At 72.7% G+C, this 15,743-nt stretch carries 15 protein-coding genes and 1 riboswitch; of the genes, 9 read left to right on the top strand and 6 right to left on the bottom strand.

What is annotated here, in order from left to right; all coding sequences use genetic code 11:
* Window positions 1-49 precede the first annotated feature (49 nt).
* On the top strand, window positions 50-922 hold the full coding sequence (locus FHX45_RS20790; RefSeq protein ID WP_167104582.1) for a helix-turn-helix domain-containing protein: 873 nt from the start codon (window positions 50-52) through the stop codon (window positions 920-922).
* Here the strand turns inward: FHX45_RS20790 and FHX45_RS20785 are convergent.
* Complete coding sequence (locus tag FHX45_RS20785; RefSeq protein WP_167104580.1) at window positions 889-1,611, bottom strand: zf-HC2 domain-containing protein; 723 nt, start codon at window positions 1,609-1,611, stop codon at window positions 889-891. The two genes, FHX45_RS20790 and FHX45_RS20785, sit on opposite strands and share 34 nt — an antisense overlap.
* A gap of 129 nt (window positions 1,612-1,740) precedes the next feature.
* Between FHX45_RS20785 and FHX45_RS20780 the strand changes: the two genes are divergently transcribed.
* Window positions 1,741-2,295, top strand: a complete 555-nt coding sequence (locus FHX45_RS20780) for a sigma-70 family RNA polymerase sigma factor (RefSeq protein ID WP_167104578.1) — start codon at window positions 1,741-1,743, stop codon at window positions 2,293-2,295.
* Here the strand turns inward: FHX45_RS20780 and nicT are convergent.
* Entirely contained in the window at window positions 2,284-3,354 is a 1,071-nt protein-coding gene (nicT, locus tag FHX45_RS20775; protein WP_424923817.1) for a Nickel transporter NicT, read from the bottom strand. The two genes, FHX45_RS20780 and nicT, sit on opposite strands and share 12 nt — an antisense overlap.
* 26 nt (window positions 3,355-3,380) lie before the next feature.
* Window positions 3,381-3,550: riboswitch (cobalamin riboswitch) on the bottom strand.
* Between the two features lie 87 nt (window positions 3,551-3,637).
* The gene (locus tag FHX45_RS20770) at window positions 3,638-4,219 is read right to left on the bottom strand and encodes a TetR family transcriptional regulator (protein ID WP_167104576.1); all 582 of its coding nucleotides are present in this window, start codon (window positions 4,217-4,219) and stop codon (window positions 3,638-3,640) included.
* A gap of 69 nt (window positions 4,220-4,288) precedes the next feature.
* Here FHX45_RS20770 and FHX45_RS20765 point away from each other — a divergent pair, with 69 nt between their 5' ends.
* From FHX45_RS20765 to FHX45_RS20755, 3 genes are all read left to right on the top strand, one after another.
* The gene (locus FHX45_RS20765; protein WP_167104573.1) at window positions 4,289-5,218 is read left to right on the top strand and encodes a DMT family transporter; all 930 of its coding nucleotides are present in this window, start codon (window positions 4,289-4,291) and stop codon (window positions 5,216-5,218) included.
* Window positions 5,179-6,690, top strand: a complete 1,512-nt coding sequence (locus FHX45_RS20760; protein ID WP_167104571.1) for an ATP-dependent DNA ligase — start codon at window positions 5,179-5,181, stop codon at window positions 6,688-6,690. Before FHX45_RS20765 ends, FHX45_RS20760 begins: the two co-directional genes overlap by 40 nt.
* Before the next feature lie 123 nt (window positions 6,691-6,813).
* The gene (locus tag FHX45_RS20755) at window positions 6,814-7,377 is read left to right on the top strand and encodes a LysE family transporter (protein ID WP_167104570.1); all 564 of its coding nucleotides are present in this window, start codon (window positions 6,814-6,816) and stop codon (window positions 7,375-7,377) included.
* A gap of 63 nt (window positions 7,378-7,440) precedes the next feature.
* Here FHX45_RS20755 and FHX45_RS20750 read toward each other — a convergent pair whose 3' ends face one another.
* A complete protein-coding gene (locus FHX45_RS20750) occupies window positions 7,441-8,895 on the bottom strand; it encodes a CehA/McbA family metallohydrolase (RefSeq protein WP_341771551.1) in 1,455 nt (484 codons plus the stop codon).
* A gap of 197 nt (window positions 8,896-9,092) precedes the next feature.
* Here FHX45_RS20750 and FHX45_RS20745 point away from each other — a divergent pair, with 197 nt between their 5' ends.
* The 3 genes from FHX45_RS20745 to FHX45_RS20735 are packed head-to-tail and all read left to right on the top strand — an operon-like array spanning window position 9,093 to window position 12,159.
* Window positions 9,093-10,121, top strand: a complete 1,029-nt coding sequence (locus tag FHX45_RS20745; RefSeq protein WP_167104568.1) for an iron chelate uptake ABC transporter family permease subunit — start codon at window positions 9,093-9,095, stop codon at window positions 10,119-10,121.
* Entirely contained in the window at window positions 10,121-11,155 is a 1,035-nt protein-coding gene (locus tag FHX45_RS20740) for a FecCD family ABC transporter permease (RefSeq protein WP_167104566.1), read from the top strand. Before FHX45_RS20745 ends, FHX45_RS20740 begins: the two co-directional genes overlap by 1 nt.
* A 20-nt stretch (window positions 11,156-11,175) precedes the next feature.
* Window positions 11,176-12,159: an ABC transporter substrate-binding protein gene (locus tag FHX45_RS20735; protein ID WP_167104564.1), complete on the top strand. Its 984-nt coding sequence runs from the start codon at window positions 11,176-11,178 to the stop codon at window positions 12,157-12,159.
* 156 nt (window positions 12,160-12,315) lie between these two features.
* Here FHX45_RS20735 and FHX45_RS20730 read toward each other — a convergent pair whose 3' ends face one another.
* Complete coding sequence (locus FHX45_RS20730; protein ID WP_167104562.1) at window positions 12,316-12,765, bottom strand: DUF309 domain-containing protein; 450 nt, start codon at window positions 12,763-12,765, stop codon at window positions 12,316-12,318.
* 30 nt (window positions 12,766-12,795) lie between these two features.
* Between FHX45_RS20730 and guaB1 the strand changes: the two genes are divergently transcribed.
* On the top strand, window positions 12,796-14,235 hold the full coding sequence (gene guaB1 / locus FHX45_RS20725) for a GMP reductase (protein ID WP_167104560.1): 1,440 nt from the start codon (window positions 12,796-12,798) through the stop codon (window positions 14,233-14,235).
* Window positions 14,236-14,277: 42 nt separating this feature from the next.
* Here the strand turns inward: guaB1 and FHX45_RS20720 are convergent, their stop codons facing one another.
* Entirely contained in the window at window positions 14,278-15,672 is a 1,395-nt protein-coding gene (locus FHX45_RS20720; protein ID WP_167104558.1) for an RNA 5'-3' helicase PhoH2, read from the bottom strand.
* Window positions 15,673-15,743 lie beyond the last annotated feature (71 nt).

Below are 15,743 nucleotides of genomic sequence, written 5' to 3'. Positions count from 1 at the left end.
GGTCCGGCAGTACCAGGCAACGGGCTGCGACCCTGGGATACTGGGTGGCATGGACGGAGCTGATCTCGGGGCATTCCTCAAGGCGCGGCGCGCGGCGCTGGATCCGCGCGAGCTGGGACTGCCCGAGGGAGTCACCCGGCGGCGGGTGCCCGGGCTGCGGCGCGAGGAGCTGGCCCAGCTGGCCGGGATCAGCGTCGACTACCTGACCCGGCTGGAACAGGGGCGCGCGCGCAACGTGTCGGACGAGGTGCTCGATGCGCTCGCCCGGGCGTTGCGGCTGGCTCCGGACGAACGCACCTACCTGCACAACCTCGCCGTCCCGCGGCACAAACGGCCGGGCTGGTGCCCCGCCCAGCAGGTGCGGCCGGCGCTGCAGCAGCTGCTGGACGCGTTGGCCGTGCCCGCGTTCGTCTTCGGCCGCTACCTGGACGTGCTGGCCTGGAACGACCTCGGCGGCATCCTCACCTTCGACTTCGGTTCGGTGCGGGCCGAGGACCGCAACATGGCCAAGCTGTTCTTCCTCAACGAGGACGAGGCCCGTGCCCTGCACCCCGAGTTCGACCAGGTCTGCCAGGACCTGGTGGCGAACCTGCGGGCCGAGGCTGGCCGGTGCCCGGACGATGCGCGGCTGCCCCAGCTGATCGGTGAGTTGTCGCTGGGCAGCGACCGGTTCCGGCGGCTGTGGGCCGGGCACCACGTGCGGGAGAAGGCCCACGGCCACAAGCTCATCCACAACCCGCTGGTCGGCGAGCTGCACCTGCGGTACGAGACGTTCCGCCTGCCGGACGAACCCGACCAGGCGCTGATCACCTACACGGCGGAGCCGGGCTCGGAGTCCGAGCGCGCGCTGGGGTTGCTGGCCAGCTGGATCAGCACCGAGGACGTCGATCAGGCCACCCTGCGGCGGGCCGCCGGCGGCTGATGCTCACGGGACGGCGTGCGCGGCTCGGCGAGCTCGTGCGCGCTGCCGCCGCGGCCCGCTCTGCGCCCGGGCCCGGCGCCCGCCCGGTTGCCCGGCCACGGCCACCGGCCGTCCCGGCGCGCGATCAGCGCCGCGCAGCACACGCCGAGCACCAGCGGCAGGTGACTGGCCAGGCGTTCCCAGCCGACCCGGCCGCCCAGCGCGTCCAGCAGGGACAGCCCGCCCAGCACGGCGGTGAAGCTGAGCAGCACCGGTAGCTGGCTGCGGGCCTGCCCCGGTTTCACGGCCGCCCACAGCAGCGCGACCGCGACGGCGAAGTTGAACGCCGCGGACTCGTGCTCCAGGTGGGAGCCGGGCTGGACCGCCATCCCGCCTGCCATCGCGTGCGGCCCGGACAGCAGCGACACGGCGATCGACATCTGGGCGGCCGCGGCGAGCCCGAGTGCCCAGCGCGGCCAGTCGCCTCCGGTGGTGCGTGACGGCACGTGGCCCAGCACACGCTCGGTCACATCCGGCGCGGTGGCGGCCGGTTCGAGGCGCACCAGCCGGGTCACGGCCGCGGCCTCGTCCTGCCAGACCACGCATGCCGCGCAGCGCGTGAGGTGCTCGTCCAGCGCGGCGGGAGCCACCCCGGGGTCCTCACCGTCCAGAGTGGCCGAGATCGCCTCGCGCGCGGTCGCACAGTCCATACCTGCCTGGTCGTCACGGGCGGTGGGATAGTTCCGCCGCGCCGCCCCGCGATGTGGGACCGGTTGGGATTTCCCGGGGTGTGCGGTTCCATGGACGCCCGAGGATCAAGCTCGCGGGAGGAACGCGAAGTGGACGACGACGAGATCACCCGGCACGCCTTCCTGGCGGCCCGCGGCGATCAGGTGGCCGCCGAGCGCTTCGTGTCGGCGACGCAGCGGCAGCTGCACCGGCTGCTCACCTACCTGTCCGACCCCGGCGTGGCCGAGGACCTCGTGCAGGAAACCTACCTGCGCGCCTTCGCCGCCCTGCCGTCCTTCGCCGGGCGGTCACCGGCCCGGATGTGGCTGCTGTCGATCGCCAAGCGCGTCGCCGCCGACCACCTGCGCACCGGCCGGCGGCGCCCGCGGACCAACCAGGTCGAAGACTGGGTCGCGACCGCCGAACAGAGCGGCGCGCACACGCCGGACCACGGCCGGCTCGTCGTGCTGCGCACGCTGATCGCCGGGCTGGAGCCGGAACGCCGGGAGGCGTTCGTGCTCACGCAGGTCGTCGGTCTGTCCTATGCGGACGCGGCTGCGGTGTGCGAGTGCGCGGTCGGCACCATCCGGTCCCGCGTGTTCCGCGCGCGCGAGGACCTGACCGCCGCGCTCAGCCCGGCCCGCCGGGCCGCGTCACTGGGCTGAGCTCCAGCGGTGCTCGACGCGGGCCAGCCGCCAGTACGCGAGCGCCACCGCCCACACCACGACGAACAACCCGGCGACGATGTAGCCGACGTTGTCCAGGTCCAGGTCCGCGATCCACTCGATCAGCGCACCGGACCAGCCCAGGTCGTCCCGCGCGACACCGACCAGCTCGATCGTGCCGATGATCAATGCCACCGCGACGGACAGCCCGGTGATGACGAGGTTGTAGTAGATCTTGCGCACCGGACTGGCGAAGGCCCAGTCGTAGGCGAAGTTCATGAACGTGCCGTCGAGCGTGTCGAACAGGCTCATCCCGGCGGCGAACAGCAGGGGCAGGCACAGGACGGCGTACCACGGCAGGCCGGCCGCCGCACCGGACCCGGCCAGCGCCAGCAGCAGCACCTCGGTCGCGGTGTCGAACCCGACGCCGAACAGCAGCCCGACCAGGTACATCTGACCCGGACGGCGGATCGAGCGGGTGAGCCTGCCGAGGAAGCGGTTGACGAACCCGCGCGAGTCGAGCCGGGCCTCCAGCTCGGCCTCGTCGAACCGGCCGCGGCGCAGCTCGCGCCACACCTTGGCGATACCGGCCAGCGCGATCAGGTTCAGCACGCCGATCAGGTAGAGGAAGCCGCCGGAGGCGCCGGTGGACACCAAGCCCAGCACCCGGTGGGCCGAGGAGCCCTCCTCGGTCCAGCTCAGAACCCCCTTCGCGCCGACCGCGACCAGCACGGCCAGCACGACGACCACCGTGGAGTGCCCGAGGGCGAACCAGAACCCGACCGACACCGGGCGCTTGCCCTCGGCCATCAGCTTGCGGGTGGTGTTGTCGATGGCGGCGATGTGGTCGGCGTCGAACGCGTGCCGCATGCCGAGTGTGTAGGCGGTCATGCCCAGCCCGAAACCGAACACCTGCGTGCCGACCGTGTAGTGGCCGGGCACGACGAGCAGCGCGAGGATCCCGAACGCGACCACGTGCACAGCGACGATCGCCAGCAGCAGCAGACCGGTTCGGTAGGTGTCCTGCCGACGCCAGGACAGCGCGCGTGAAGTCCCCATGGAGACCGCCTTCCAGCACCTCGTGGATGGTCCTTCGCGCCGTGGCCGGTCTCCTGGCTCCGGATCGACATCCGCGGCCCGCCTTCCCGGACTCGCGTCCAGTGGCTGTCCCGGGCCGGGACTTCCCGTTCACAGTGGCGAGGGCCGCGCCGGTTTTTCACCGGACTTCCCGAGCACCACGGCTCGATCACCGTACGGTTCGCCGGCGGGCCGGGGCAAGAGCCATCCCGGTGACCAGCACCGCACGTCCCGTCCGCCTGGCCGGGATCGGCTGGTCCACCGGTCAGCGCGCCGCGGTCGCCTCGTCGATCAGCGACTTCGCCACCCGCTTCGCCGCCGCCACCGCCGTCGGCAGCACGTCCAGCGAAGCCACCACCGTGGCTCCCTCGATCAGGATCAGCAACGCCTCCGCCAGTCGTGCCGGGTTGCGCGCCCCGGCCTCGGCCGCGAGCTGCCGCAGGTAGTCCAGCAGCCACTCCTTGGAGGCCGCGATCACCTGCTGCGCCGGATGGTCGGCCGCGGGCAGCTCGGCGTGCGCGTTCACGAACGCGCAACCGCGCGCGTTCGCCATGCGCATCCAGTCGGCGAGGGCGTCGAACACGCGCAGGAGGCGGCGCTGCGGTGCCGAGCGCGGGTCCGCGTACCCGTGCACCCATTCCCGCCACCGCTCGTCCCGGCGGCGCAGGTAGAGCGCGACCAGTTCGGCCTTCGACCCGAACCGGTCGTAGAGGGTCTTCTTCGTGACCCCCGCCTCGGCGGCGATCGTGTCGACGCCGATCGCGTGGATCCCGTTGGCGTAGAACAGTTCCTCGGCGACCGTGAGGATCCGTTCGGCGGCTGGGGTCAGCGGCTTCTTCGTCTCCACGGCTTGACAGTACACCCACCGGTATAGCTACGGTAGCTATACCGATCTGTATACCTGGGAGGAGACCGTATGGGCCGGAACGTCATCCCCGGAGCCGGGTTCGTCCTGTTCTGGAGCTCGGGGTTCGTGGGCGCGACGCTGGGTGCCCGGTCCAGCGGTCCGGTGACCCTGCTCGCCTGGCGGTTCATCGTGGTGGGCCTGCTGCTCGGGGCGTGGTGGCTGGTCCGGCGGCGCTCGATGCGGCCACGCGACGTCGCGGTCCACGTCGGTCTCGGCGTGCTCTCCCAGGGTGCGTACCTGTACTTCACGTACGCGGCGGCGGATCTCGGTGTGCCGCCAGGCACGACGGCGTTGATCGCCGCGCTGCAGCCGATCGCCGCGGTGGTGCTCGGGCAGTTCGTGCTCGGGGAACGAGCCGGGGTGCGGCGATGGGCGGGCCTGGTGGCGGGGCTCGCCGGGGTCGCACTGGTGGTGGGCGGCGACCTCTCGGGACGCCCGGGCACCCCGGCACTGGCCTACGGGTTGCCGTTCCTGGCGATGCTGGCCCTGGTGGCCGCCACTTTCCTCGAACGCCGCACGGCGCCGGACGTGCCCCTGATGGACGGTCTCGTCGTGCAGTGCGTCACGAGCGCCGTGCTGTTCACCGGCATCGCGGCCGCGACCGGCCGGCTGACCCCGCCGCCGGTCCCGGAATTCTGGGTCGCGATCGGGTGGGTCGTGCTGTTTTCCACGTTCGGGGGATACGGCTGCTATTGGCTGGTGCTCCGGCGTAGCTCGGTGACCACCGTGTCCACCCTGCTGTACCTCACCCCGCCGACGACGATGGTGCTCGCCTGGATCATGTTCGGTGACACGATCACGCCGCGTGGTCTGCTCGGCCTGGTGGTGTGCCTGGCGGCAGTGGTGGTGGTCCTGCGCCGTCCGCGGAAATTGTCGGTGGACCGGGAGATGATGTCGGCATGTTCCTCGCCGACGTCGTCACCGCCTCCGCCGCGCTAGCGGCCACCCGCTCACGCAAGGCGAAGATCACGACGCTGGCGGACCTGCTCAACCGCGCGGATGAGCGGGAGCTGCCAGCCGTCGTGGCGTTCCTGACCGGACGGCCCACCCAGGGCCGGATCGGGACGGGGTGGCGCACGCTGGCCGAGCTGGGCGCGAGCCCGGCTGACACCGCGAACCTCACGGTGGCCGAGGTCGACGCGGTCCTCGGTGAGGTGGGTGCCGCTTCCGGCAGCGGATCGGCCCGGCGCCGGGCCCGTCTGCTGGCGGAGCTGTTCACCCGCGCCACCGAGGCCGAACAGCAGTTCCTGTTCCGCCTGCTCACCGGGGAGCTGCGGCAGGGAGCGCTGGAGGGCGTGATGCTGGACGGCATCGCCGCCGCCGCGAACGTGCCGGCCGAGGCGGTCCGGCGCGCGTTCATGCTGTCCGGGCGGCTGCCGGTCACCGCGCTGGCCGCGGTCACCGGTGGCGAGGCCGCGCTCGGGCGGTTCGGGCTCGAGCTGGGGCGTCCGCTGCGGCCGATGCTGGCGTCCCCGGCGGAATCACTCGGCGAGGCGGTGCGCGAGCACCCGTCCGCCATCGTCGAGTACAAGATGGACGGAGCGCGGATACAGGTGCACCGCGACGGCGACGAGGTGCACGTCTACACGAGAACACTGCGGGAGATCACCCAGCACGTCGGCGAGCTGGTGTCGCTGGTGCGCGCACTGCCGTGCCGGTCGGTGGTGCTCGACGGCGAGACGCTCGCGCTGGCCGATGACGGCAGGCCCCGGCCGTTCCAGGAGACGATGAGCCGGTTCGGCAGCACGCGCGAGGAGCAGGTGCGCGCGTTGCTGCTGCGGCCGTACTTCTTCGACTGCCTGCACCTGGACGGCACGGACCTGCTGGACAAGCCGTTGCGGGACCGCAACGAGGCGCTGCGCCGGGTGGCCGGCGAGCACCTCATCCCCGGCCGGTCCGAACCGTCCGATCCGGACGCGATCCTGGCGGCCGCCCTCGATGCCGGGCACGAGGGTGTGATGGTGAAAGCGCTCGAATCGCCGTACGCGGCGGGGCGGCGGGGCCGGGCGTGGCTGAAGGTGAAGCCGGTGCACACGCTCGACCTCGTCGTCCTCGCCGCCGAGTGGGGCCACGGCCGCCGCACCGGTTACCTGTCGAACCTGCACCTCGGTGCCCGGGACCCGGACGGCGGGCCGCCGATCATGGTGGGCAAGACGTTCAAGGGGCTGACCGACGAGCTCCTGGCGTGGCAGACCAGGGTGTTCCAGGAGATCGAGTCCCACCGCGACCGGTGGACGGTGTACGTCCGGCCGGAGCTGGTCGTCGAGATCGAATTGGACGGTGCGCAGGTGAGCACCCGCTATCCGGGTGGCGTCGCACTGCGGTTCGCGCGCGTGGTGCGGTACCGCCCGGACAAGGACCCCGGGGAGGCGGACACGATCGACGCGGTCCGTGCCACGTTGCGCGGATGAATAACTGCCGTGCGTGGCGGGGCTAATTCCGTGCACCTCGGCGTGGCACAACGCGGGACCAGCCGGTCTCGTCCACGGCGGCTTGCCGCCGGTGCGCTCCGCGCGGGCGACGATGATCAAGCCGTGCCCCGACGCAATGGCCGCCGGGGGTTGCGGCCGTGCCCCGGCCGGCGACCGGCCGCCGGATGTGGTGCCGGCGGAAAACGGTTCGCCTGCACCGAGCGGCACGTCGCCGTCGCCGCCGGGCTCGCCGCGCTGTTCGCCGCCGTGCCCGTCGCGTTCACCGTCGTCCGGATCGTCGGCGCCGCCTACCTCATCTACCTCGGTGTCCAGGCCATCCGCAAGCGCGGCACCATTGCGGACGAGGAACACACGACCGGTGTCCCGGGGCGCCGCGCCTACCTGTCCGGCCTGCTGACCAACCTGCTCAACCCGAAGGTGGTGACCTTCACGATCGCGTTCCTCCCGCAGTTCATCGACCCGGCGCTGGGCCGGGTCTGGTTGCAGTTCGTGATCCTCGGCGCGATCATGATCGCCTTCGAGTTCATCGTCGACGGCACCGTCGGCGTCCTGGCCGGCCGCATCGGCGGGTGGCTGCGCCGCAAACACGCCGCACGGCGCCGCATCGAGGTCACCAGCGGTGGCATCTTCATCGGCCTCGGCATCCGGCTGGCCGTCGACCACTGAGCAGGCCGCGGACAACGCCCCATCCCGCGCGGCCGCCCCTGGCCGCGCGGGATCATCAGGACGTCACGCGCGGCCGAGGAAGATCGGGTTGGTCATCGCCGCCATGGGTCCGAAGTTCAGTTCGGGCGACACGGCCGGGGCACCCGCGGAACCGTCGGCACGGCGGTGACGCACCTCGGCACGCACGTACGCCGACACCGCGGGCGTGGTCAGCCACGTCACGCTGCCGCTCCCGGAAGCGGGCAGGCTCTGCTGGAACACCTGTCCCTCGTCGGTGATCAGCCGCACGGTTCCGTTCGGCACACCCGACACGTCCAGGCGCACGGCCACCTTGTCGGCGTCGCCCGCGGGGAGACGGTCACCGATCCCGGCGGCCTGGCCGCGCGGCCCGGTCGCGACGAGCGACAGGTCGACACCCGCCGATTCGGCGATCCAGCTGCGCCCGGCCTTGATCCCGGCGAGAATCGCGTCGCGGGTGAGCGCGTCGGCGGAGACGACGGTCTGCGGCAGCCCGATCGTGTTGTCGGGGCTGTGCGCATCGCTGTTGCCCAGCGCGGGAACCCAGTTCCCCTTGCCACGCAGGGATTCCACCAGGCCGTTGTCCCAGTCGGCCAATGTGGCCTCGTCGTCCCACGTCCACGGGCCGTTCCACACCTCGACCGCGTCGAAGCCGGTGTAGCCGAACTTGAAGTTGCTCGCGACCCACGGGCCGTTCGGGTGCGCGGCGACGCAGAGTCCGCCGGAACGGTGCACCGCCTGCTGGTACTCGGGCAGTTTGCCGTCCCGGGACCGGTATCGCCAGTCGACGAACTGGCCGGGCCGCAGACCGAGCGCGAGCCAGTGCCCGTTGCGCGTGGTGACCTCCTCGCCGAGCATGATCAGCAGGTCGTCCCCGGCGAATTCGCCCCAGACGCCGTGGGACGAGGACGTGTTGTGCTCGGTCGAGGTGATGAAGTCGAGCCCGGCTGCCCGCGCGCCCGCGGCCACCTCGGCCGGCAGCCGCTTGCCGTCCGAGTGGACGGTGTGGAGGTGGCAGTCGCCGCGGTACCACCGGCGGCCGCGGGTCCGTGTCCGCTCGGGCGGGTAGTTCGGCCGGTACGCGGCGCCCGCGGGGCCGTGGGTGAGGGTCACCTCGACGCGGTAGTTCAGGCCCTGCGGGGCGATCATGTACGGGCCGAGCACGATGTACCACGTGCCGGGCGTGATGTCACCGGGCAGGTAGCCCGGGGTGGCCTCGGTGCGGCTGATCGTGAAGCGGTCGCGGAAACCGCCGGACCAGCCGCGGAAGCCGGCACCGCCGAGCGCGGTGCCGCGGTTGTCGAAGATGCCGATGTCGCACGAGTTGCCGGGCGTCCCGCTGGGCACGGCCGGCTTGTCGTAGCTGTAGACCACCGACAGCTGGTTCACCCCGGCGGGCACCTCCACCGGCAGGTAGACGAAGTCCGCGGTGCCCGGTTCGAACCGGCCGGTCAGCACCCTGGTTTCGGCCTGCCCCTCGGCCGCTTCGGCGAACGTCACCGGCGCGAGCGTGACCGCCCCGGCCACCGACGCCGCTTGGAGGAAGCCGCGCCGGGAAACCCCGCAATTCATGCACATGCGGCCATGTCATCAGCGGTGGGTGACCGTCGCGGGCCGCCGGACGGTCCACCGCGTGTCCAGAATCTGAACGAATGTCACACTTCCGACTTAGGTTCGGCTAAGCTAAGTTGCGAACCGTGAACGCGATCGTGTCGTCCCCACCGGCCCGCAGGACGCCGCGCAGGGCACCGGTGCTCCTGATGTCGTTGCTGGTGGCGCTGGCCGTGTCGGTCGCGCTCAGCCTGGTCCTGGGAAGCAACGACCTCGGGCTGGGCACCGCGGTCCGGGTACTGCTGCACGACGACGGCAGCGAAGCGGCCACAATCGTCCGGGACCTGCGCCTGCCCCGCACCACGCTCGGCGTGCTCGTCGGCCTCGCCCTCGGCGCCGCCGGGGTCCTCATGCAGGGGCACACCCGGAACCCGCTGGCCGACCCCGGCCTGCTCGGCATCAACGCGGGCGCCGCGCTCGCGGTGGCACTGGCCGCGCAGCTGTTCGGGATCGGCGACCCGCGCGGGCAGGTGGCGTTCGGATTCGCCGGAGCACTGATCGCCACCGCGGCGGTGTTCGCGATCGGGTCCAGCGGGCGCCAGCTCAACGCGGTGCCGATGGCGCTCGCCGGGGCCGCCGTGATGGCGCTGCTGTCGACCTTCACCTCACTGGTCGTCCTGAGCGACAACCCGACCCTCGACGTCTACCGCCGCTGGGTCGTCGGCTCGGTCAGCGGCCGGGACGCGAGCATCAGCGTCACCGTGTTGCCGTTCGTGGTCGCCGGGCTGATCCTGGCCATGGTCAACGCGCGCGCCCTGAACGCGGTCTCGCTCGGCGAGGACACCGCGCGCGGGCTCGGTCAGTCGGTCGCGGTGAGCCGGCTGGTGGGGCTCGCCGCGGTCACCCTGCTCGCCGGCGCCGCGACCGCCGCCGCGGGCCCGATCGCCGCACTGGGCCTGATCGTCCCGCACGCGGTCCGCGCGGTGACCGGTCCCGACCACCGGTGGCTCGTCCCGTGCTCGGCGCTCGCCGGCGCGGTGCTGTTGCTGCTCGCCGACGTGGTCGGGCGCCTGGTCGCCGGGCCCGCCGAGATCCCGGCCGGAATCACGCTCGCCGTCCTCGGTGGTGCCGCCTTCGTCGTCATCGCCCGGCGCACCCGGATGGCGAAGCTCTGATGGCGCCGCTCACCCGCACCGCCGCCCTCGGCGCGCGCCGGCACATCCGCGCGGCCACGGTGTGCCTCGTCGCGCTCGGCGCGTTGCTCCTGGTCACCGCCATCGGACTGACCATCGGGGAGTACCCGGTCACGCTCGGGCAACTGCCCGAGCTCCTCGCCGGCGGCGGCGCGCGGATCGACCGGCACATCCTGTTCGACCTGCGGCTTCCGCGCGCCGTCACGGGATGCCTCGCCGGCGCGTGCCTCGCCATGGCCGGCGCGCTGACCCAGACGATCTCGCGCAACCCGCTGGCCACGCCCGACCTCCTCGGCGTCACCGGGGGTGCGTCCGCGGCCGCCGTCGCGGTGATCGTCTCCGGTGGTGGCGCCTACCGGCTGGCCAGCGGAATCACCACCCTCGGGGTACCCGTCGCCGCGCTCGCCGGTGGCCTCCTCGCGGCCCTCGCGGTCTACGGCTTCGCCTGGCGCCACGGCGTGGACGGCTTCCGGCTGGTGCTGGTCGGCATCGGGTGCGGCGCCGTCCTCACCGCGCTGACCAACTGGCTGCTCATCCTCGCCGGCATCAACAGCGCCGCCCAGGCGACGGTGTGGCTGGTCGGGTCCATCAGCGCGGTCAGCTGGGACCAGGCCGTCCCGCTGATCGTTCTCGCCGCGCTGCTCGTCCCGGCCGCGCTCACGCTGCCCCGCACCCTCGCGGTCACCCAGCTCGGCGACGACGCGGCCGCCGGGCTCGGCGTGCGCGTCCAGACCACGCGGCTGACGACCATCGCGGTGGCCGTCGGGCTGACCGCCGCGGCCGTCGCCGCCGCCGGGCCGGTCGGCTTCGTCGCCCTGGTGACCCCGCAGATCATGCTGCGGCTCACCGGCGGGTCCCGGCCGCCGCTGGTCGCGTCCGCACTCGGCGGCGCCCTTCTGGTCCAGGCCGCCGACCTGCTGGGCCGCACCGCCTTCGGGTGGGAGGTCCCGGTCGGCCTGATCACCGCCGCGATCGGCGCCCCCTACCTCATCTGGCTGCTCCTCCGACGTCGTTGACCCCGAAGAAAGGTGACTCCATGACGACCACCCGCCGGACATTCCTCACCGGCAGCCTGGCCGTGGCCGCGACCGGTCTCCTCGCCGCCTGCGGTTCGAGCGGATCGAACCCGGCCGCGAGCGGCGGCGCCTGGTCGTTCACCGACGACCTGGGCACCAAGGTCGATCTCGACGCCCGTCCGGCGCGCATCGCCGGCCTCACCGACGCCGTCGCGTCGCTGTGGAACTACGGGATCACCCCCGCCGCCGCGTTCGGCTACACGGCGATGGCCGACGACGTGAACTTCCGCGGCCGCGACCTCAGCCAGGTCAAGGAAGTCGGCCGGACCTACGGCGAGATCGACATCGAAGCCCTCGCCGCCGCGAAGCCGGACCTGATCCTCACCCACGCCTACCCGGTGGACAGCGCCGGGACCATCGACCGGAACGCGCCGCTGTACGGGTTCAAGGACGTGACCCAGCAGCGGGCCGTCGCCGAGATCGCACCGATCGTGGCGCTCAAGATGGCGGGGTCGGCGACCGGGGTCGTGAATCGAACGGCCGAGCTGGCGCGGGCCCTGGGCACCGAGCCGGCCGCGGCGGGGCGGCAGGACTACGAGAACGCGCGCACCCGGCTGCAGAACGCGGCCGCGAAGGGCCTGACGGTGATGGCCGTCGCCGCCTATCCCGGGGACGGCGTCTACATCGCGAAGGCCGCCGACGACCCGGCCCTGCGCAGCTACACCGAGCTCGGCCTCGCCTACCCCGACCCGGGCGGCTCGAAGTACTACTGGGAGCACGTGAGCTGGGAGAACATCGGCAGGTACCCGACCGACGTGGTGCTGTACTCGCTGCGCGCGATGGACAAGAACGCGCTGATGCAGCAGGTCACGTTCGCGCGGATGCCCGCGGCCGCGGCCGGGCAGGTCTTCCCGTGGGAGTTCTCGTCGATGGACTACGCAGCCCAGGCCCGCACGATCAACACCCTCGCGGCGAACCTCGAAACCGCGCACAAGGTCGTCTGAGCCCTCCCCCGACGCCCCCTGACCAGCCAACACGCCACGTGCCGCGTGTTTGCTGGTTCGGCGCGGTGTGTTTGCCGCCCGTGGCGGCGTGTTCGCCCACGCGCGCGGCATGTTTGCCCACGCGGGCGGTGGGTGGCGGCGGGTTGGCCGGGGGCGTCAGGTCAGTCGCGGGGTGGCCAGGTCCTGCGGCGCGTCCGTGCCCGCGCGCGCCCACCGCAGCAGTCCGGCCACGTCGATCCCGTGCGGAGCCTGCGCCGCGTACGGCTCGATGGCGGCCGCGCCCCGGGCCAGCAGCGAGGAAGCCCCCTTGAGGTTCCCCCGCGCGGAGTGCGTGAGCCCGACCGCCAGCTGCGCCAGGCCCTTCCACAACGCGCGATCCGGCCCGTCCGAGGACTTCCACGCGTCCTCGAACACCTCGTGCGCGTGGAACGGGCGGCCGGCGTCGAGCAGGCGCTGCGCCTCCGTCACGGTTTCCGCGGGTGTGCGCACCAGGCCCTCCGGCTGGCGCGACACCCCGGGCGCTCCGTACGGCAACGGGCGCCCGAGCCCGTCGCGGGGGCGGGCGTTGCGCGGCCGCCCCTCGGCGTCGCGGTCCCGATCGGCCATGGTCACGATTGTGCCGTAGTCTGGGGACTCGTGCGTTTTCTCGATGGCCACGGGCCCGCTCACGACCTCACCTACGACGATGTCTTCCTCGTCCCCAGCCGGTCGGGCGTGGAGTCGCGTTTCGACGTCGACCTGTCCACCGTCGACGGCACCGGCGCGACGATCCCGATCGTCGTCGCGAACATGACCGCCGTCGCCGGGCGGCGGATGGCCGAGACGGTCGCCCGCCGCGGCGGGCTGGTCGTCCTGCCCCAGGACGTCGACCCGGCCGCGGTCGCGGACATCGTCGCCTGGGTGAAGCACCGGCACCCCGTCTGGGACACCCCGCTGGTCCTCACCGGCGGTGACGCGGTCGCCGACGCCCTCAACCTGATCGGCAAACGCGCGCACGGCGCCGTCGTCGTGGTCGACGAGGACGGGCGCCCGCGGGGCGTCGTGGACGAGGCCGCGTGCACCGGCGTCGACCGGTTCGCGCGCGTCGCCGAGGTCGCGTACGAACCGGCCGTCACCTGCCCGCTGGACACCCCACCACGGGAGGTCTTCGAGCGCCTGCACGCCGCGGGTGCGCAGGTCGCGCTGGGCGTGGACGCCGACGGCAGGCTGGCCGGCATCCTCACCCAGACAGCGGCGCTGCGGGCCGGGATCTACACCCCGGCCGTGGACGCGCAGGGCCGGCTGCGGGTCGCGGCCGCGGTCGGGATCAACGGGGACGTGGCGGCGAAGGCCGGGTCGCTGCTGGCGGCGGGCATCGACACGCTCGTGGTGGACACCGCGCACGGCCACCAGGAGAAGATGATCGCGGCGCTGAAGGCCGTCCGCTCGGTCTCACCCGCGGTGCCGGTGGTGGCGGGCAACGTCGTCACCGCGGAGGGCACCCGCGACCTCATCGCGGCCGGGGCGGACGTGGTCAAGGTCGGCGTCGGGCCGGGCGCGATGTGCACGACCCGGATGATGACCGGCGTCGGCCGCCCGCAGTTCTCCGCGGTGCTGGAGTGCGCGAAGGCCGCGCGGGAGCTGGGCAAGTACGTGTGGGCCGACGGCGGCGTGCGGCACCCGCGGGACGTCGCGCTGGCCCTGGCGGCCGGCGCGTCCGCGGCGATGGTCGGCTCGTGGTTCGCCGGCACCCACGAATCCCCCGGCGACCTGCGCTACGACGAGCACGGACGGCCGTACAAGGAGTCGTTCGGCATGGCCAGCAAGCGTGCCGTGGGCGCCCGCACCCGCACCGACAACGTGTTCGAGCGGGCGCGCAAGGCGCTGTTCGAGGAGGGCATTTCCTCGTCGCGGATGCTGCTGGACCCGCAGCGCCCCGGGGTCGAGGACCTGCTCGACTCGATCTGCTCGGGGGTGCGGTCCGCGTTCACCTACGCGGGCGCCCGCGACATCGAGGACTTCCACCGCAGCGCGGTGGTGGGCATCCAATCGGCCGCCGGTTTCGCCGAGGGCCGGCCGCTGCCCGCGGGCTGGTGAGCCGCGCGGGCCGCCCCCGGCAGGAGGCGGCCCGCCCGGCACTCAGCCGTGGTCCTCGAGCATCTCGGTGACCAGCGCCGCGATCGGCGACCGCTCCGAGCGGGTCAACGTGACGTGCGCGAAGAGCGGGTGGCCCTTCAGCTTCTCGATCACCGCCGACACCCCGTCGTGGCGGCCGACCCGCAGGTTGTCGCGCTGCGCCACGTCGTGGGTGAGCACCACGCGGGACGCCGCGCCCAGCCGGGACAGCACCGTGAGCAGCACGTTGCGTTCGAGCGACTGCGCCTCGTCGACGATGACGAACGAGTCGTGCAGCGAACGGCCGCGGATGTGCGTGAGGGGCAGGACCTCGAGCATGCCGCGGTCGAACACCTCGTCCAGCACGTCCTGGCTGACCAGGGCACCGAGCGTGTCGAACACGGCCTGCGCCCACGGCTGCATCTTCTCCTGCTCCGACCCCGGCAGGTAGCCGAGGTCCTGGCCGCCGACCGCGTACACCGGGCGGAACACGACCACTTTCCGGTGCTCGCGGCGTTCCATCACCGACTCCAGGCCCGCGCACAGCGCGAGCGCCGACTTGCCGGTGCCCGCCCGGCCGCCGAGGGAGACGATGCCGATGTCCGGGTCGAGCAGCAGGTCCAGCGCGATCCGCTGCTCGGCGGACCGGCCGTGCAGGCCGAACGCCTCCCGGTCGCCGCGCACCAGCTTCACCTTCTTCGCCGGGGTCAGCCGTCCCAGTGCGCTGGAGGAGCCGGAGCCGGCGACGAGCCGCAGACCGGTGTGGCACGGCGACTCGCCCACCTCGGGCAGCCCGTACTCGGTTAGGTCCACGACACCGTCGCGGAACAACGCGTCCACCGCTTCCTGCGGGACCTCGACGTCGAGCATCCCGGTCCAGCCGGACGGGGTGACCTCGAGCGCGCGGTACTCGTCGGCGTCCAGCCCGACCGCACCGGCCTTGACGCGCAACGGGATGTCCTTGGTGACCAGGGTGACCGTCGTGCGCTCGACCTTGAGGTTGAGGGCGCAGGCGAGGATGCGGTGGTCGTTGGAGTCGGTGCGGAACCCGGGCGGCAGGACCGTCGGGTCCGAGTGGTTCAGCTCGACGTGCAGGGTGCCGCCGGCGTCACCGATCGGGATCGGCGCGTCCAGGCGGCCGTGCTTGAGCCGCAGGTCGTCGAGCTGGCGCAGGGATTCCCGCGCGAACCAGCCCAGTTCGGGGTGATGCCGTTTCGCCTCCAGTTCACTGATCACGACCAACGGCAGGACCACGGCGTGCTCGGCGAATCTCGTGATGGCCCACGGGTCGGCCAGCAGTACCGAGGTGTCCAGGACGTAGGTGTGCTGCCCGGGAACGGTACTCGGGGGTTCTGCGGTGCCCTCCGCGGAATTCGATGAGCGGCCGGCGGCCTTACGGGACGAACGCTGCGTAGTCACGACGGCATCTCCCTCGTGGACGTGGCACCACGCCCACACTCGCTGGGCCGGGCACCACCCTGGCTGGTCCG

Origin of the sequence: Amycolatopsis granulosa (genome assembly GCF_011758745.1) — a bacterium.
Taxonomy (GTDB): domain Bacteria; phylum Actinomycetota; class Actinomycetes; order Mycobacteriales; family Pseudonocardiaceae; genus Amycolatopsis_E; species Amycolatopsis_E granulosa.
This window is presented reverse-complemented; position numbering and strand designations above follow the sequence as displayed.

What these genes read in the sequence shown, in the direction of transcription:
- FHX45_RS20740 (WP_167104566.1), top strand. Translation starts at nt 10,121, where the DNA reads ATGGCGCCGCTCACCCGCACCGCCGCCCTCGGCGCGCGCCGGCACATC.
- FHX45_RS20730 (WP_167104562.1), bottom strand. Translation starts at nt 12,765, where the DNA reads ATGGCCGATCGGGACCGCGACGCCGAGGGGCGGCCGCGCAACGCCCGC.
- FHX45_RS20760 (WP_167104571.1), top strand. Translation starts at nt 5,179, where the DNA reads ATGTTCCTCGCCGACGTCGTCACCGCCTCCGCCGCGCTAGCGGCCACC.
- FHX45_RS20790 (WP_167104582.1), top strand. Translation starts at nt 50, where the DNA reads ATGGACGGAGCTGATCTCGGGGCATTCCTCAAGGCGCGGCGCGCGGCG.
- FHX45_RS20765 (WP_167104573.1), top strand. Translation starts at nt 4,289, where the DNA reads ATGGGCCGGAACGTCATCCCCGGAGCCGGGTTCGTCCTGTTCTGGAGC.
- FHX45_RS20785 (WP_167104580.1), bottom strand. Translation starts at nt 1,611, where the DNA reads ATGGACTGTGCGACCGCGCGCGAGGCGATCTCGGCCACTCTGGACGGT.
- nicT (WP_424923817.1), bottom strand. Translation starts at nt 3,354, where the DNA reads ATGGGGACTTCACGCGCGCTGTCCTGGCGTCGGCAGGACACCTACCGA.
- FHX45_RS20735 (WP_167104564.1), top strand. Translation starts at nt 11,176, where the DNA reads ATGACGACCACCCGCCGGACATTCCTCACCGGCAGCCTGGCCGTGGCC.